Annotated in this window: 19 protein-coding genes and 1 other RNA gene; 12 read left to right on the top strand and 8 right to left on the bottom strand. The window is 60.2% G+C overall.

Going from position 1 to position 16,981, the window contains the following annotated elements; all coding sequences use genetic code 11:
- Positions 1-13: 13 nt before the first annotated feature.
- The 7 genes from efp to H7H48_RS15155 all read left to right on the top strand — a co-directional run bounded on the left by efp (position 14) and on the right by H7H48_RS15155 (position 6,800).
- The gene (gene efp / locus H7H48_RS15185; RefSeq protein WP_229449879.1) at positions 14-577 is read left to right on the top strand and encodes an elongation factor P; all 564 of its coding nucleotides are present in this window, start codon (positions 14-16) and stop codon (positions 575-577) included.
- A gap of 51 nt (positions 578-628) precedes the next feature.
- Positions 629-1,432 (top strand): inositol monophosphatase family protein, encoded by an 804-nt coding sequence (locus tag H7H48_RS15180; RefSeq protein ID WP_229449878.1) that lies wholly within the window; start codon positions 629-631, stop codon positions 1,430-1,432.
- A gap of 258 nt (positions 1,433-1,690) precedes the next feature.
- Positions 1,691-2,701: a MotA/TolQ/ExbB proton channel family protein gene (locus tag H7H48_RS15175; protein ID WP_229449877.1), complete on the top strand. Its 1,011-nt coding sequence runs from the start codon at positions 1,691-1,693 to the stop codon at positions 2,699-2,701.
- A gap of 1 nt (position 2,702) precedes the next feature.
- Complete coding sequence (locus H7H48_RS15170; protein ID WP_229449876.1) at positions 2,703-3,734, top strand: peptidoglycan -binding protein; 1,032 nt, start codon at positions 2,703-2,705, stop codon at positions 3,732-3,734.
- A 55-nt stretch (positions 3,735-3,789) separates the two neighbouring features.
- Positions 3,790-5,274, top strand: coding sequence for a carboxypeptidase M32 (locus H7H48_RS15165; protein ID WP_229449875.1), 1,485 nt, complete (start codon positions 3,790-3,792; stop codon positions 5,272-5,274).
- A gap of 3 nt (positions 5,275-5,277) precedes the next feature.
- On the top strand, positions 5,278-6,030 hold the full coding sequence (locus tag H7H48_RS15160; RefSeq protein ID WP_229449874.1) for a GntR family transcriptional regulator: 753 nt from the start codon (positions 5,278-5,280) through the stop codon (positions 6,028-6,030).
- A gap of 80 nt (positions 6,031-6,110) precedes the next feature.
- Positions 6,111-6,800: a nitroreductase family protein gene (locus H7H48_RS15155; RefSeq protein WP_229449873.1), complete on the top strand. Its 690-nt coding sequence runs from the start codon at positions 6,111-6,113 to the stop codon at positions 6,798-6,800.
- A 20-nt stretch (positions 6,801-6,820) separates the two neighbouring features.
- On the opposite strand, the gene H7H48_RS15150 is transcribed toward H7H48_RS15155, so the two are convergent.
- A complete protein-coding gene (locus H7H48_RS15150; protein WP_229449872.1) occupies positions 6,821-8,626 on the bottom strand; it encodes an ABC transporter transmembrane domain-containing protein in 1,806 nt (601 codons plus the stop codon).
- A gap of 206 nt (positions 8,627-8,832) precedes the next feature.
- Between H7H48_RS15150 and rpmE the strand changes: the two genes are divergently transcribed.
- Positions 8,833-9,054: a 50S ribosomal protein L31 gene (gene rpmE / locus H7H48_RS15145; protein ID WP_223021740.1), complete on the top strand. Its 222-nt coding sequence runs from the start codon at positions 8,833-8,835 to the stop codon at positions 9,052-9,054.
- Between the two features lie 66 nt (positions 9,055-9,120).
- Here the strand turns inward: rpmE and H7H48_RS15140 are convergent, their stop codons facing one another.
- On the bottom strand, positions 9,121-9,405 hold the full coding sequence (locus tag H7H48_RS15140) for a SelT/SelW/SelH family protein (RefSeq protein WP_229449871.1): 285 nt from the start codon (positions 9,403-9,405) through the stop codon (positions 9,121-9,123).
- A gap of 66 nt (positions 9,406-9,471) precedes the next feature.
- On the bottom strand, positions 9,472-10,221 hold the full coding sequence (locus H7H48_RS15135; protein ID WP_229449870.1) for a YebC/PmpR family DNA-binding transcriptional regulator: 750 nt from the start codon (positions 10,219-10,221) through the stop codon (positions 9,472-9,474).
- A gap of 148 nt (positions 10,222-10,369) precedes the next feature.
- Between H7H48_RS15135 and H7H48_RS15130 the strand changes: the two genes are divergently transcribed.
- Positions 10,370-11,176 (top strand): MBL fold metallo-hydrolase, encoded by an 807-nt coding sequence (locus H7H48_RS15130; RefSeq protein WP_229449869.1) that lies wholly within the window; start codon positions 10,370-10,372, stop codon positions 11,174-11,176.
- A 108-nt stretch (positions 11,177-11,284) separates the two neighbouring features.
- Here H7H48_RS15130 and H7H48_RS15125 read toward each other — a convergent pair whose 3' ends face one another.
- From H7H48_RS15125 to ssrS, 4 genes are all read right to left on the bottom strand, one after another.
- Positions 11,285-12,052, bottom strand: a complete 768-nt coding sequence (locus H7H48_RS15125; RefSeq protein ID WP_229449868.1) for a TerC family protein — start codon at positions 12,050-12,052, stop codon at positions 11,285-11,287.
- A gap of 69 nt (positions 12,053-12,121) precedes the next feature.
- Positions 12,122-12,946, bottom strand: a complete 825-nt coding sequence (locus H7H48_RS15120) for a YmdB family metallophosphoesterase (protein ID WP_229449867.1) — start codon at positions 12,944-12,946, stop codon at positions 12,122-12,124.
- Between the two features lie 50 nt (positions 12,947-12,996).
- On the bottom strand, positions 12,997-13,578 hold the full coding sequence (locus H7H48_RS15115) for a 5-formyltetrahydrofolate cyclo-ligase (RefSeq protein ID WP_229449866.1): 582 nt from the start codon (positions 13,576-13,578) through the stop codon (positions 12,997-12,999).
- A gap of 74 nt (positions 13,579-13,652) precedes the next feature.
- Positions 13,653-13,809: non-coding RNA, 6S RNA (ssrS, locus tag H7H48_RS15110), on the bottom strand.
- Between the two features lie 124 nt (positions 13,810-13,933).
- Between ssrS and H7H48_RS15105 the strand changes: the two genes are divergently transcribed.
- Entirely contained in the window at positions 13,934-14,770 is an 837-nt protein-coding gene (locus tag H7H48_RS15105) for a MoxR family ATPase (RefSeq protein WP_229449865.1), read from the top strand.
- A gap of 81 nt (positions 14,771-14,851) precedes the next feature.
- Positions 14,852-15,298, top strand: coding sequence for a GNAT family N-acetyltransferase (locus H7H48_RS15100; RefSeq protein ID WP_229449864.1), 447 nt, complete (start codon positions 14,852-14,854; stop codon positions 15,296-15,298).
- Here H7H48_RS15100 and H7H48_RS15095 read toward each other — a convergent pair.
- Positions 15,295-15,789, bottom strand: a complete 495-nt coding sequence (locus tag H7H48_RS15095; protein ID WP_229449863.1) for a hypothetical protein — start codon at positions 15,787-15,789, stop codon at positions 15,295-15,297. The two genes, H7H48_RS15100 and H7H48_RS15095, sit on opposite strands and share 4 nt — an antisense overlap.
- On the opposite strand from H7H48_RS15095, the gene H7H48_RS15090 reads away from it, so the two are divergent.
- Positions 15,782-16,972: a VWA domain-containing protein gene (locus H7H48_RS15090; RefSeq protein WP_229449862.1), complete on the top strand. Its 1,191-nt coding sequence runs from the start codon at positions 15,782-15,784 to the stop codon at positions 16,970-16,972. The two genes, H7H48_RS15095 and H7H48_RS15090, sit on opposite strands and share 8 nt — an antisense overlap.
- The last annotated feature ends 9 nt before the right edge of the window (positions 16,973-16,981 follow it).

The raw sequence follows: 16,981 nt of genomic DNA, 5'->3' as shown, positions 1-16,981 counted from the left end.
GCAGGACGATCACATGAAAATCAACGGCAACGAAATCCGCCCCGGTAACGTCATTGAGCACAATGGCGGCCTTTGGGTTGCAGTGAAGACCAACGCTGTGAAACCCGGCAAGGGCGGCGCATACAACCAGGTCGAGCTGAAAAATCTGATCGACGGCACCAAGCTCAACGAGCGCTTCCGTGCGGCAGAGACGGTCGAGCGCGTGCGTCTCGAGCAGAAAGACTTCAGCTTTCTGTATGAACAGGAAGATGCTCTGGTGTTCATGGACTCCGAAACCTATGAGCAGCTTGAACTGCAGAAGGATTTCGTCGGCGACCGCGCCGCGTTCCTGCAGGATGGCATGACCGTCACCGTGGAACTCTATGAGGAAAAGCCCATCGGCATTTCCCTGCCCGATCAGGTCACCCTCACGATCGCCGAAGCGGATCCCGTGGTGAAGGGCCAGACGGCGGCCTCTTCCTACAAACCTGCTGTTCTGGAAAATGGTGTACGCGTCATGGTCCCGCCCTTTATCGAGGCCGGTGAAAAGATCGTGGTCGACACCAACGAACTTACCTATCTGCGCCGCGGCGAATAATTCCGCTCCGGCACGCTTACCGAAACTTCAAGTCACAAAGGCTCTTCACCCATGGCCCGTTCGGCGATCATCAATGTCATGGTTCAGGCTGCCATGAAGGCAGGCCGCTCCCTCGCACGCGATTTTGGCGAGGTGCAGAACCTGCAGGTTTCGCTGAAAGGCCCCGGTGACTATGTAAGCCAGGCCGACCGCAAGGCCGAGGACATCATCCACTCGGAGCTGTCGCGTGCCCGACCGGGCTATTCCTTCCTCATGGAGGAGAGCGGTACGGTCGAGGGTGACGACCCGCAGCACCGCTGGATCGTCGACCCGCTCGACGGCACGACGAACTTCCTGCACGGCATTCCGATCTTCTCGATCTCGATTGCGCTTGAGCGGCAGGGGCAGCTCGTCGCCGGCGTGATCTACAATCCGGCCATGGATGAGCTCTACACTGCCGAGCGCGGCGGCGGCGCCTTTCTCAACGACCGCCGCCTGCGTGTTGCAGCACGCAACAGGCTTTCCGATGCGGTGGTCGGCACCGGCATTCCGCATCTGGGTCGTGGCCACCATGGTACCGCGTTGCTCGACCTGCGCAATGTCATGGGCGAAACGGCAGGCATCCGCCGGCTCGGATCGGCGGCACTTGATCTCGCCTATGTTGCCGCAGGGCGCATGGATGGCTTCTGGGAGGAATGGCTTTCCCCCTGGGACACGGCGGCAGGCATCATCCTCGTGCGCGAGGCGGGCGGTTTTGTCACCGACAAGAACGGCGGTGACAAAATGTTCGATACCGGCCAGGTCGTCGCCGGCAACGAAGCCATTCATCGCGCTCTGCTGAAGACGCTTGCCAAGCCGGCTCCTCAAAAATCCTGACCCGCGCACTGGCGTTCATATCCGCAATCCCCTCACTGCGAGCACATCGAGCGGTGGGGGACTGCGTATTGCCTGCCCGATATGACAGGCGAAAAACAGTCATCTCGCCAGCTTCAGGATAGCTATCGCAAGACAAAAGCTGATGCCTGCATCACAAGACGCTGCGTGCGGCTTTCAATTTCGTCATAATTTCGATTAGAATCCCGCGCGATACAGGAATCATCACTGGTTCCGCATCGCAATGGATACGAGGAGCTGATGGCCTTGCTGAAATCGCGTGAGGACGCCGAACCATCCGTTGGGCTTGATTACGACCCGCATACACTGTCGAGCCCGCAGGTCTTCCTCTATTCCATGCTGGTGTTTCTCGCGATAGCAGGTTTCGTTGCTGCCATCCTTTACCGGCAGATCGCTTCCGCTTTTCAAACGAACCCGGGATTGAACGGTCTGATACTTGGCGTTCTCCTGATAGGCATTCTGCTTGCCTTCATGCAGGTAACACGCCTGTTCCGGGAAGTTCGGTGGGTGAATTCCTTCCGGGCCGGTTCGGACGCTTCGGACCCCGTCCTTCTGGCACCCATGAAAGCGCTCCTGAGCCGAGCGTCCACCATGGCGTTGTCCACCAGCTCTATGCGGTCAATTCTCGATTCCATCGCGACACGTCTTGATGAAAGCCGTGACATCTCGCGCTACCTGATTGGCCTTCTCGTCTTTCTCGGCCTGCTCGGCACCTTCTGGGGCCTGCTTCAGACGATCGGCTCCATCGGGGACACGATCCAGTCGCTCGACCCCGCCTCGGGCAATGCCAACGACGTTCTGGACGCGCTGAAGTCGGGGCTTTCGGCTCCTTTGGAAGGCATGGGAACGGCGTTCTCCTCCTCGCTCTTTGGCCTCTCCGGCTCGCTGATCCTGGGCTTTCTTGACCTGCAGGCTGGTCGGGCCCAGAACCGGTTTTACACAGAGCTCGAAAACTGGCTTTCCTCCGTCACGGATCTCAGCTCCGATCTTTCCGAAGCGCGCAATGGTGCATCAGAGGAAATGCAGCAGTTGGCCGACAAGCTGCGTGCCGCTCAGGAGGAGGGCTCCTCCAATCCGCGCCTGACCGCCTCCATGGCCAATCTCGCCGAGGGCATATCCGGCCTCGTCAAGAATATGCGCCAGGAGCAACAGATGATGCGCGACTGGGTGGAGGCCCAGGCCAATGAGCAAAAGGCCATGCGCGCCACCCTGGAAAAACTGTCTGTAGCATTGAAAAAGCGGGATAGCTGACATGGCGCTGGCCCGCGCACGCCGCACCGACCGCCGGGTCGATTACTGGCCGGGCTTCGTGGATGCGATGGCGACGCTTTTGCTTGCCATCATGTTCCTGCTGTCTGTTTTCGTCCTCGCGCAATATTTTCTCAGTCAGGAGATTACGGGCAAAGATGCCGTTCTTGATCGGCTGAATGCGCAGATCAACGAGTTGACGCAACTTCTCGCGCTGGAGCAGGCCAACAGCCAGGACGCCGAGGACACCATCGCCAGCCTGCGCGCTTCGCTTGAGGATGTACGGGCCGACCGCTCAAGACTGGAACAGCTTCTGGCCAGCGGCAGTGGACAGAGTGAACAGGCACAGGCACGGATCGGCGAGCTTTCGGGTGCTCTTGATGAGGAGCGACAGGTCAGCCAGCGTGCGCTCTCACAGGTGGAATTGTTGAACCAGCAGATTTCCGCCCTGCGCAAGCAGATCGGCGCGCTGGAAGCAGCCCTGGAAGTCTCGGAAGAACGGGATCGCGAATCCCGCACCAAAATCGCCGATCTCGGGCGCCGCCTCAACGTCGCGCTGGCCCAGCGCGTTCAGGAGTTGAACCGCTATCGCTCCGACTTCTTCGGTCGCCTGCGCGAAATTCTCTCCGACCGCGAAAACATCCGCATCGTCGGCGACCGCTTTGTTTTCCAGTCGGAAGTTCTCTTCCCTTCTGGCGCAACGGAAATCAACCCGAACGGCCAGACCGAAATGCAGAAGCTGGCAGATGCTATTCTCGAATTGCAGAAAGAGATTCCGCCAGAAATCAACTGGGTGCTGCGCGTCGATGGCCACACCGACGATGTGCCTCTTTCCGGTACTGGTCGCTTCCGCGACAACTGGGAGCTCTCGACAGCGCGCGCCACGGCGGTGGTCAAATTCCTCATCGAAAACGGCGTGCCGGCCAACCGACTCGTTGCCGCCGGCTTCGGTGAGTACCAGCCGCTGGACACCGACGACACTGCCGAAGCCCGCGCCCGCAATCGCCGCATCGAGCTGAAGCTCACCGAGCGTTGATCTTATTCCACTGCGGAGCAGCCCCTGCTCTGTTTCCACGCGTATGAGGAATTCCATGTCCTTCCAGAAACTCGATGATCTTGGCCACAGGCTGGAAGCGCTCGGCCATGCGCTTGCGATCCTTGGTGCCGACGAGGCAACGCATATGGCGCCCGGCGGCGGCGAGGCACGTGCCGAAGCCATGTCCACGCTGGCCGGCATGGCCCATCGCCAGGCTACGGCACCGGAAATCGCCGACTGGATCGAAGCGGCAGAGCAGGAAGATCTGAACGCCGATCAGAAAACGGCAGTCGCGGAATTCCGCCGCCACTACATCAACCTCACCTGCCTGCCCTCGGATTTCGTGGAACGCCAGACCCGCACCCGCATGCGCTGCGAACAGCTTTGGCGCGAGGCGCGCCCGAAGGGCGATTGGGCCGGCTTCCTGCCAGCACTCGAAGGCGTTATCGAGATGGCGAGGGAAGAGGCTGCTCGTCGCTCCGACGTGCTCGGCCTTGATCCGTATGATGCCCTGATGGAGCAGTTCGACCCCGGCAACAGAACGGCGGAAATCGCTCCCATTTTCGAGAATTTGAAGGCGTTTCTGGTCGATTTCGTCCCAAACGCACTGGAAATCCAGAAAAAGAAACGGGCGAAGAATCCGCTGCGTCCGCTGTCTGGAAATTACCCTGTCGAGCGGCAGCGCGAGCTCGGTCTGGCGATGATGGCAGCGGTCGGTTTCGATCTCACACGCGGCAGCCTCTCTGTCTCGCACCACCCGTTCTGTGGCGGCGTTCCAACCGATGTCCGCATCACCACGCGCTATCGGACCGACGAGTTTCTCTCTTCGCTGATGGGCATCCTGCATGAAACCGGCCACGCGCTTTATGAGCAGAACCTGCCATCCGAATGGGCGCATTGGCCAGTCGGCAAGGCGCGGGGCATGGCGATGCACGAAAGCCAGAGCCTGTTTGTCGAAAAGCAGATCGGCAGAAACCCGGCCTTCTGGGAATGGGCATTGCCGGTGGTGGAGAAGCATCTCGGCGAAAAATGGTCGAAAGACGAAATCCTCGCCCATGTGCACCATGTCGAGCGCGGGCTGATCCGCGTCGACGCGGACGAAGTGACCTATCCGCTCCATGTCATCCTGCGTTTCGAGCTGGAGCAGGATCTGATTTCCGGCAGGCTCGAAGCCCCCGACCTGCCGGAAGCCTGGGACGCGAAGATGAAAGCCTATCTTGGTCTCTCCACCATCGACACGCCGCAGGATGGCCCCATGCAGGATGTGCACTGGCCTTCCGCAGCCTTCGGCTATTTCCCATCCTATACGCTCGGCGCGATGATCGCCGCGCAACAATGGGCGGCAATCGAGAGGGAGATCCCGGATGTGAACGAGCAGTTTGCACGCGGGCAATTCGAAGCGGTGAACGCCTGGCGGCACGAGAAGATATGGTCGCAGGCATCGCGGCTCTCAACGCCGGACCTCATCGAACAGGCGACCGGCGAACCGCTCAACGCAGCGCATTTCACAAGACATCTGGAAGCACGCTACGGCAAATAGGCCGTGCCACCCGGACAGGAAGGCTTGTCAGAGCGCCGGCATCGGCACACTCTCGCCACCATGGAAGACACCGATTCCCGATCCACTGTGGAGACAGTGGCCGACGCTCTGACCGAAGCCGTTCGCACCGGACGGCTTGTTCCCGGCCAGAGGTTGACGGAAAGCGAGTTCACTGCCCGGCTCGGCGTGTCCCGCTCCTCCGTGCGTGAAGCGTTTCGCCGGCTGACGGCCGATGGTCTTCTCGCGGCGGAACCGCATCGGGGCGTGATGGTTCGCCAGCTATCACGCGCGGAGGTGGACAATCTCTTTCAGGTGCGCGGGGCGCTGGAAGCGCTTGCGGTCACCCTCGCCCTGCCGAAGCTGCATGTCGCTCCGTCGGCTCTTGTTACCTTGCAAAGCGATCTGGACGCTGCTGTCGATGAGGGCAACATGAACCGCTTCTCGCAGCTCAATGGCCAGTTTCACCGGCTCTTTCGCGAGACTGCGGAAAACCCCCTCCTCAGCGATACGCTCACACGATTGTCCAATTCGCTCTATTGGCTGCAGTTTCGAGTACTCGTGGACCGCAGCCACGTGTTCGAAACCAATCGGCAGCACCGGGAAGTGACGGAATGCGTGGTTGCCAACGACGAAGACGGAGCGCGAACCGCCATGCTTCGCCACATCGAGAACGCGAGAAAGCTCATTCAATCGCTGCCTGACGATCATTTTGCGCCACCGAAACAGCACATTGGCAAGAACGCATCGATGGCGTGAACCACGTCGATGCTTGACGTCGAGCCTCGCCTGAACGATTGTCCGACAATCTTATCGGACAAAATGGAGGAACCGTCCGCATGAGCAACAACGCCACTCAGGAATATCGCCCTGTTCCGCTTCCCGATTACAGGGAGTATCCAGTGGAGGAAATGCGGGCGCGGGCACGAGCCTTCTATGATGAGATCCGCACGCGGCACACGGTGCGCGACTTTTCAAGCCGCCCCGTTCCGCGCGACATTATCGAGACCTGCATCAGGGCGGCAGGAACCGCTCCCAATGGCGCAAACCACCAGCCCTGGCACTTTGCGGTCATCGGCGACCCTGCCGTGAAGAAGCAGATCCGCGAAGCGGCCGAAGTCGAAGAGAAAGCGTTTTACGAGGGACGTGCGGGAGAAGAATGGCTGCAGGCGCTGGGACCGCTGGGTACCGATGCGAGCAAGCCGTTTCTGGAGGAAGCGCCATGGCTGATCTGCGTGTTCGGCGAACGACGCAGCCGTTCTGCCGACGGCGTGAAACGCAAGAATTACTATGTGCCCGAATCGGTGAGCATCGCCACGGGTTTTCTGATCGCTGCCCTGCATCGGGCGGGACTTGCCACGCTGACCCACACACCCAACCCGATGAGCTTTCTCAACGAACTGTGCGGCCGGGACCCGCACGACAAGCCATATATTTTGATGGTTGTTGGCTATCCCAAAGAGGACGCCACCATTCCCCAGCATGCGATGGAGAAAAAGCCTCTGGAGGAAATCGCGACGTTTATTTGAGGCGGGAGTTCAGCCTCAACTCATTCCGCCGCCTCGCCGGGGGCATCGAACTGAAGGCTTGCTAGGTTCGCATAAACACCGCCTGCCGCAACAAGCTCGGTGTGCGTGCCTTCTTCAACAATACGCCCCTCATCAAGGACGAGAATGCGGTCGGCCTTCAGAACCGTCGACAGCCGGTGCGCGATGACGAGCGTGGTGCGTCCCTTCATCAGATGTTCCAGGGCCTGCTGCACCAGCGTCTCGCTCTGCGAATCGAGCGCCGAGGTTGCTTCGTCCAGAAGCAGGATCGGTGCATCGCGCAGGATGGCGCGTGCAATGGCCATACGCTGGCGCTGACCGCCGGACAGGGTGACGCCGCGCTCACCCACCAGCGTGTCGTACCCCTCTGCCAGATCGCTGATGAAATCATGCGCAAGCGCAGCCCGCGCTGCAGCCTCGATTTCCGCACGGGTCGCATCCGGGCGGCCAAAGGCAATGTTGTCCCCGGCGCTGGCGGCAAAAATGGTGACATCCTGCGGCACAATGGCCATGCGCGCCCGCAGAGCCAGCGGATCCGCCTGCCGAGCGTCGACGCCATCGACACGAACAGTCCCTGTGTCTGGATCATAGTAGCGCAACAGCAGTGAGAAGATCGTGGTCTTGCCCGCACCGGACGGACCAACAATCGCGACCGTCTCACCCGGCCTCACCCTGAAGTTCAGCCCGTGCAGAGCCGATCGGTCCGGTCGCGTGGGATAGGCGAAAGAAACATCCTCGAAAGCCACTTCACCATGCGCCGGCTCAGGCAGCGTGGCCGGATTGGCTGGCGCCGTGATGACCGGTTTCTCGGCAAGAAGCTCACTCATACGCTCGGCAGCGCCCGCAGCCTGCGAAAGCTCCCCCCAGACTTCCGAAAGGGCGCCCAAAGCGCCAGCCGCCAGAACCGAGTAGAGCAGGAACTGGCCGAGCGTTCCCGGCGTCATGGCGCCCGAGAGAACGTCACGCGATCCGAACCACAAGACGGCGACAACCGAGCTGAAGGTCATGAAGATGGCAAAGAACGTGAGAAAGGAGCGCGCGAAGATGGACGAGCGTGCAGCGGCGAATGCTGTCTCGATTGCTTCGGAGAATTTACCCCGCGCCGTGGCTTCTCCGGTGAAAGCCTGGAGTGTGCGCATGGCGCCGATCTGTTCGCCCGCATAGGCGGTGGCGTCAGCCAGCGTGTCCTGCGCAAATCGCGACCGCCGGCGCACGGAGCGGCCAAAGGCGACCAGCGGCAAGACGATGACCGGGATCGCCGCCACCACAAGGAGCGAAAGCCGGGGGCTCGTGACGACCATCATGCCCACCGCGCCCAATCCCATAATCACGTTCCGCAAAGCCTGGGAGATCGTCGCCCCCACCGCAGATTTGACCTGTGTCGCATCGGCAGAAATGCGTGACACGATTTCGCCGGACTGGACCGTGTCAAAAAAGCCCGGAGAAAGCCGCGTGACATGATCGAACACGTCGCGCCGCAGATCGCTCACGACACGCTCGCCAAGCGTGATGACGAAGAAATAGCGGCCGGCAGAGGCGACGGCGAGCACGGCCGCCACCACAATCAGCATTGAAAAATAATTGGCGATGAAGATGGAGTCGGATTCCGAGAATCCATGATCGATCATGCGCCGCACCGCAAGTGGCAGCGTCAACGTCGCGATGGCCGCGATAACGAGGAAAAACGCGGCACCGGCAGCCAGCCCGCGATAACGTCCGACATAGGGCAAGAGGCGCCGGAGTGGCTTGAGAGACCGCCGCTTCGCTGCCTGTTCCCTTTCGTCCGACGCCATTCTTCCACGCGCCATCGTCAGTTCCCTTTTTCACACCATGTCCGCGAGCGGCAATTTGTACCCCGCTCAACTCTTGTCTTGTCGCCGGACCTGATGTATAGGCTCGCCAACCAATTCCGAAGCCGTAGCCTTCCTTGGCCGCGGCTTCAAGTTTTCAGGATGGGTGCAATTGCCGCAAGTGCGGTCTTGGTTGTTACCCCGACCAAATTCAGGACAAGCCGATGAAAGCCGAAATTCATCCCGACTATCACACGATCAAGGTCGTCATGACGGACGGCACCGAGTATGAAACCCGCTCCACCTGGGGCAAAGAGGGCGACACGCTCCAGCTCGACATCGACCCGTCCACGCATCCGGCATGGACCGGTGGTCAGCAGTCGCTGATGGACCGCGGTGGCCGCGTCTCCAAGTTCAAGCAGCGTTATCAGGGACTGGGCATCTAACCCGCTCCAACGCAGCAGAGATTGCAAAAACCCGCCTCAAGAGGGCGGGTTTTTTGTTGCTTCCATTTAGGTTGCCGGCTTGTCGATGTGTCCGAGATCACGCTCCGGATCGATCACGTCACGCACGCGCTGTTTCAGCGTCTTGGCATCGGGAAAACCGCCATCGCGCTTCCGTTCCCAGATAAGTGTATCGTCGCAGGAGACCTCGAAGATGCCTCCCGTGCCGGGGCGCAGCGCCACTTCGGATAGCTCCGTGGAAAAGGTGGAGAGAAGCTCCTGGGCAAGCCAGGCCGACCGCAGGAGCCATTGGCACTGGGTGCAGTAGGTGATTGTCACGCGGTGCCCGGACATGCCAAACGTCCTTTGCCAAACGGGCGGGAAGTAGATGCCGGGCCAGAATGCCCGGCAAGAGCGCGGTCAGGCCGCGCTGAGTTTCGCAAGCGTCTCGTCATCGACCTCGAAATTGGCGTAGACGTTCTGCACGTCGTCGTCATCCTCAAGCGTGGCAACAAGCTTCAGGATCGACTGGGCGCGCTCCTCGTCAACCGGTGTGCCGGTTTGCGGCCGCCAGATCGCCTTGACGGATTCCGCCTCGCCGAGTGCCGCTTCCAGCGCTGTCGTGACATCGCCGATATCTTCAAAGGCGCAGGTGATGACATGGCCGTTCTCATCCGACTGGACGTCTTCGGCGCCGGCCTCGATGGCCGCCTCCATCACCGTGTCGGCGTCGCCCTTGTCGGCCGGATAGATGATCTCGCCCACACGGTCGAACATGAAGGAGACCGATCCTGTCTCCCCCAGCGACCCGCCAGCCTTGGTGAAGGCAGCGCGAATGTTGGAGGCAGAACGATTGCGGTTGTCCGTCAGCGCCTCGACGATGATTGCCACGCCGCCGGGGCCATAGCCCTCATAGCGCACCTCGTCATAGTTTTCCGCATCACCGCCCGACGCCTTTTTGATGGCGCGTTCGATGTTGTCCTTGGGCATGGACTGGGCCTTGGCGTTCTGGATGGCCAGGCGCAGACGCGGGTTCATCGCCGGGTCGGGCAGTCCCATCTTGGCTGCGACGGTGATTTCGCGCGCCAGCTTGGAAAACATCTTCGAGCGAACGGCATCCTGCCGGCCCTTGCGGTGCATGATGTTCTTAAATTGGGAATGACCGGCCATGGGGCTCCTTCTCACGGTCTTTTGAATGCAACGAAATAACGCCGCCTTATAGTGAAAATGCCGGCCAACGTCCAGAACCGCCGGCTGCCAAACATGGCGCACCGCGGCGCTTTGCCGTAGAATTGGCCGTCCAAAACGGGAGATGCCGATGAACGCCTTCCGACTGATTGCAGCCTTACTGACCATTTTGCTTTTACCGTTTGCCGCAGCGCAAGCGCAAACCGAGCGGCCAAGCACGTGTCTGGCCATGGCTCAGGGATTGCCTAAAGTGATCTACGCCTCCCTTGCTCTCCCAACAGCGGCCAGCGCGGAGGCGGTCGATATCACCTATGCGGGCCACTCCACCTATATCATCGAGACGCCCGCCGGCGTCACCATCGCCACGGATTTCTCGGGAGCGTATGGGGCCAGTCCGGTGCCGCGTGTCGTCACCATGAACAAGGCGCACGGCACCCATTTCACCCGCAGTCCCGATCCGGCCATCGAGCATGTGCTGCCGGGCTGGAACCCGGAAGGTGGGCCGGCGCGGCATTCGCTTCTCGTGGAAGACGTCTATATCCGCAACGTGACGACCGACATCCACCGCTATGGCGCCATGGAGCCGGACGCCAACTCCATCTTCATCTTCGAGGTGGCGGGCCTGTGCATCGGCCATCTGGGCCATCTCCACCACAGGCTCGACGACAGTGACTATGCGGCCATCGGCAGGCTCGACGTGGTGATGGTGCCCGTTGATGGCGGGCTGACGCTCTCGCTCGACGGGATGAGCGAAATCGCACGCCGGCTTTCCTCATCGGTCATCCTGCCCATGCATCGGCACTCCACACCCCTCAGCGCTTTCACAAGCCGGATGGGCGGTGGTTTCGAGCTCGATTTCCGTGAGGGACGGACGATCACCGTGGCGCTTGACAATCTGCCACGGCGACCGACCATCGTCATCCTGGACGGCGTTTAGCCTTACCTGGAGCGTGTCCGCTTTTCGTTGAATTGCAGACACTCTCCATTTTGCTTTTTGTTCGCAAATCCGAGCGGAAAACCGGTTTCCACTTTTCCTGGAATTGCGCTACTCAGCCGAACCTTCCGCCAGCGCCTTGTCGCGCGCCCGCTTGCGCCGCGCCATCATGTTGAGCCCCTCGACCAGCGCCGAGAAACCCATGGCGGCGTAGATATAGCCCTTGGGAACGTGGAAGCCCATGCCGTCTGCGATCAGCGTCATGCCGATCATCAGCAGGAAAGCGAGCGCCAGCATGACGACGGTCGGGTTGGCCGCAATGAAGCGCGACAGAGGCTCGGCAGCGATCAGCATCACGGTTACGGCCGAGATGACGGCGATGAACATGATCGCGATCTCATCGGTCATGCCGACGGCGGTGATGATCGAATCGATGGAGAACACCAGGTCGAGAAGCAGGATCTGAACGATGGCGGCACCAGCCGTCATCGTGACCTTGCCCATCATGTTCTCCTTGCCGTCGTCGGGATCAACCGAATGGTGAATTTCCTTCGTGGCTTTCCAGACCAGGAAGAGACCACCGGCAATGAGAATGAGATCACGCCAGGAGAAACCGTGGCCGAACAGCTCAAACACGGGCTCGGTGAGCTGCACGATGATGGAAATGGTGGCGAGCAGCGCCAGCCGCAGGATCAGGGCCGCGCTGATGCCGATGCGCCGTGCCCGCGCCTGCTGCTCCTGTGGCAACTTGTTCGTCAGGATGGAGATGAAGATCAGATTGTCGATGCCGAGAACGATCTCAAGCACCACCAGGGTCACAAGCGCGACCCAGGCTTCCGGATTGGAGACAAACTCGAAGTGACCGGCAAGCCATTCCATTGCAGCACCCCTCGCTGGCAATTGTTCAAATATAGCGTTTCGCAGAGTTATGCGTGCACGCGCCCAGCGTCAACGCCAGAAGGCAGGAACGGTTTCCTCAAGCCGGGGACCGAGCCGCAATGGGGCGATCTGCTCGCAAAGCCCGGTACGGTCTGAAATCTCCAGCCCGACACCGCAAATCGTGGCAGGGCCGGATGCCGCCTCAAAGCGTCCCTTGGGCACTTTCGCCGTGAAACGGTTGAGCGGTTCTTCCTTGTCCATGCCAAGCGAGGAATCGTAATCGCCGCACATGCCGGCATCGGAGAGATAGCCCGTGCCGCCATTGAGGATCTGGTGATCGGCGGTCGGCTGGTGCGTGTGCGTGCCCACGACTAGGCTCGCCCGCCCGTCCACGAAATGGCCGAAACACATCTTCTCAGACGTTGCCTCGGCATGAAAATCGAGAATGACGGCATCGGCCTGATCGCCCAGCGGACAGGCAGCCAGCACATCCTCCACGCAGGCGAAGGGATCGTCGAGCTCGGGATGCATGAAGACCCGGCCCATGATGTTGGAGACAAGGACCCGGGCACCGTTCTTTGCCATATAGACACCCGAACCCCGGCCCGGCGTGCCCTTGGGAAAATTCGCCGGCCGCAGGAAACGCTCCTCGCGGGGGGCGAAGGTCAGCGCCTCGCGCTGATCCCAGACGTGATTGCCTGTCGTCACCACATCGGCGCCGGCATCGAGCGTAGCCCGGAAAATCTCCTCGGTGATGCCGAAACCGCCGGCCGCGTTCTCGCCATTCACCACAACGAAATCCAGCCGGAAATCGGAAATCAGGCCGGGGAGCTTTTCCCAGACCGCCGTGCGGCCGGCGCGGCCGACCATATCGCCAAGAAACAAAAATCTCATGCGCCGCTTCTAGAGCATCGGAGGCGTGGGTGAAAAGCGCAAAAAACCTCTCACGCTTCAGTGAATCGCCGCAACCCCGTCTCGGTAAGGATTTCCGACAGGGGCTGGTCATGCGCCTCGTCGGGCACACAGTCCACTTCCTGGCAATCGAAGGCGATGCCGATGAGGCGCGGTGCACAACCCTTCGCCTTCAACCGCGCTATGGCGCGGTCGTAATAGCCTGCCCCATAACCGATGCGATGACCGCGTGCATCGAAGGCGGCGAGCGGCACCAGCATCACATCGGGATCAAGCACGGGCGCATCTTCACCCGGCCCCATGGTGCCAAAGCCCATATCGACCATTGGCACATCAGGCAGATATTCGCGGAAGACGATGGTGGTTTTGTCGAGAATGGCCGGCAGCGCGATCCGTGCACCACGTACGGCAAGTGCGTTCATCAGCGGACGCACATCCATTTCCGAGCGCATCGGCCAGAAACCGGAGACCACGCCCCCCGGCGACGGCGCCAGCGCATCCGCATGGGTGGCAAGCTGCTGCCCTACCTCCTGGCGCCACGCGGCATCCAGCGCATCACGACGCGCAAGCGCAGCTGCACGGAGTTCTTTCTTCAGATCGCGGGAGGTGTTCATGCGGAATGGTGTGTGGCGTGTCTCGACATCACGCGACGATAATCAGGCAAACCACAGAGAGCAAAGAGAAAGAGTGGCGATCCACGGCGACCGATGGAATACACGATCCCGGGAACCTACAAAGTAGGTGGGCGCCGTGTAGCCAAGCCCACGGGCGAGACCAGGGACAGCTCCCTTAAGGATCGATAAGGCCCCGGGGAATTAGATTCCTGTCGGGAAGCGCAGACCGCAGCACCAATATAGTCTTCCGCCCCCTGCTTCGCCAGAGGCATTCGCGCACTTGCGCCAGCAAAATTCACCCAATAGGGTCGCGCTCGAATTTTGAGCTGGAACCACACCGCAAGGACTGATGCGCATGCGTTTCGAAGGCACGGCGGATTATGTCGCCGACAAGGATCTGATGGTGGCCGTGAACGCGGCAATCGCGCTGGAGCGCCCGCTTCTGGTGAAGGGCGAACCCGGCACCGGCAAGACCGAGCTCGCCAAACAGGTGGCGGCAGCGCTCGGGCTTGATCTGATCGAATGGCATGTCAAATCCACCACGCGCGCGCAGCAGGGGCTTTATGAATATGACGCCGTCTCGCGCCTGCGCGACAGCCAGCTCGGCGATGAGCGCTTCAACGATATCAAGAACTACATCAAGCGCGGAAAACTGTGGGAAGCCTTCGCGGCAGACCGCAAGACCGTTCTCCTGATCGACGAGATCGACAAGGCCGATATCGAGTTTCCCAACGACCTGTTGCAGGAGCTCGATAAGATGGAGTTCTTTGTCTACGAAACCGGCGAGACGGTGAAGGCGATCCACCGCCCCATCGTGATCATCACCTCGAACAATGAGAAAGAGCTGCCCGACGCCTTTCTGCGCCGCTGCTTTTTCCACTATATCCGCTTTCCCGATGCCGAGACCCTGGCAGATATTGTCGAGGTCCACTATCCCGGCATCAAGAAGAACCTGGTGTCTGCCGCCCTCAGCCAGTTTTATGAAATCCGCGAGGTACCGGGGCTGAAGAAGAAACCCTCCACCTCCGAGGCGCTGGACTGGATCCGGCTTCTCGTCGCCGATGATGTTCAACCCGAAGACCTGCGCGGCGAGGCGAAAAACGCCCTGCCCCGCCTGCATGGCGCGCTGCTGAAGAACGAGCAGGACGTTCACCTCTTCGAGAAACTCGCCTTCATGGCGCGGCGGCAATAGGCGCAAGGCCTGCGCGTTCGTGGCCCTTGCCAGAACGCCAACCCCCGGCCAGACAGTGCCGCGAAGAAGAGGGAGAACACCATGACCGACATCACCATCCGCCCGTTGATAAAAACCGATGAAGCCGAATGGCGCCGGCTGTGGGCGGACTATCTGACATTCTACAAGACGAGCGTGCCCGAAGAGGTCTATGCCACCACATGGGAGCGGCTTTTCGACACTGGCGAATACGAACCCAATGGCCTGATCGCCGAGATGGACGGAAAGCCTGTCGGTCTGGTGCATTACATGTTCCACCGTACCTGCTGGACGGTTGGCAACAACTGCTATCTGCAGGACCTCTACGCCGATCCCACCGTGCGTGGAAAGGGCATTGGCCGGGCGCTGATCGAGGCCGTATACGAAAAGGCGGACGAGGCTGGCGCTGCCAACGTCTACTGGATGACGCAGGATTTCAACGAAACCGCGCGCAAGCTCTATGACCGGATCGCGAAACTGACGCCGTTTATCAAGTACCAGCGGCGCTAGGTCCGGCACGCGGTCTTCTTCGGCTGATCCTTCCGCATCTCTCCATTCAACGTATAGCTCTTCTTCAGATACGAGAGCCCTGCGACGAACCACAGATGAGGGAGGGGCCATTGATGGCGATGCTTCCGCTTCCTTTTCTCCGCGAAATACTCGCTGGAAAGAAATTCCGCGACAGACTGTGTGCCCTTGGCACGGTTGCATTCAAGACAGCATGGCAAAGTGTGTAACCCCGGTGCATAGACACGAGGGACAACATGATCGCGTGTTGCCTTGCTAAGCGGCAATGGCTTGCCCACGCCGGCACGACGCCGCATTGGAATTCCGCAATAGGCGCACCAGTTCTTACGGTCATCCTGCCACCAGAAACCGATGAGGGACTCCGCCGAACGTATCAGGGAATGCAATTGATCTGTTTCCATGGCACCTAATGTATGGAATTTCTTCCAACATGAGCCAAATGCTAGATGAAAGTTTTTAATCAAAATGTTCATTCCCTTCTTCCTTGAGCTGAAAGCCGCGCGCATTCCTGTTTCGCTGCGCGAATATCTTTCACTGCTGGAGGGGATGGAGAAGGAGCTTGTCTCCTATGATGTGGAGACGTTCTATTATCTCGCTCGCGCGACGCTGGTGAAGGACGAACGGCATATCGACCGGTTCGATCAGGTGTTCTCGCATGTCTTCAAGGGTGTCGAAGCGGTGTCGGGTGGCGAAGGTGTTGCGCCGCAGGCAATCCCCGAGGAATGGCTGCGCAAGCTGGCGGAAAAGCACCTTAGCGAGGAAGAGAAAAAGCTGGTCGAGGCCATGGGTGGCTTCGAAAAGCTCATGGAAACACTGAAAGAGCGTCTTGCCGAGCAGAAGGGGCGGCATCAAGGGGGCAACAAGTGGATCGGCACCGCCGGCACTTCTCCATTTGGCGCCTATGGCTACAATCCCGAAGGCGTGCGCATCGGCCAGCATGAATCGCGCCACCGCCGTGCGGTAAAGGTGTGGGACAAGCGCGAGTTCAAAAATTTCGACGATGCGGTGGAGCTCGGCACGCGCAACATCAAGGTGGCACTGAAGCGGCTGCGCCGCTGGGTGCGCGAGGGCGCGGTGGAAGAGTTCGACCTGCCCGGCACGGTACAGGCCACCGCCGAACACGGCTATCTGGATGTCAAAACCCGGCCCGAACGGCGCAACGCGGTAAAGCTTCTGATGTTTTTCGATGTGGGCGGCTCGATGGACGATCACATCCGCATTGTGGAAGAGCTGTTTTCGGCGGCGCGCGCCGAGTTCAAGCACATGGAATATTATTACTTCCACAACTGCCTCTACGAGGGCGTATGGAAGGACAACCGCCGCCGTTATTCCGAAGTGACACCCACTTTCGACGTGCTCCACAAATTCGGGCCCGACTACAAGGTCATTTTCGTTGGTGATGCTTCAATGAGCCCGTATGAAATCGCCTATCCGGGCGGCTCGGTGGAGCACTGGAACGAGGAAGCCGGCCATGTGTGGCTGAACCGCGTTCTCCAGCAATGGCCGAATGCGGTGTGGCTCAACCCGGTGCCGGAAAAACACTGGCGCTACACACACTCGATCCAGATGCTGCAGGAGATTTTCTCAGGCCGCATGTATCCGATGACGCTCGCGGGACTGGAAGCGGCCACGCGGGAGCTTTCGCGGAAGCATTGACCCCGAGGA

It is taken from the genome of Nitratireductor sp. B36 (assembly GCF_020833685.1).
Classification (GTDB): domain Bacteria; phylum Pseudomonadota; class Alphaproteobacteria; order Rhizobiales; family Rhizobiaceae; genus Nitratireductor.
This window is presented reverse-complemented; position numbering and strand designations above follow the sequence as displayed.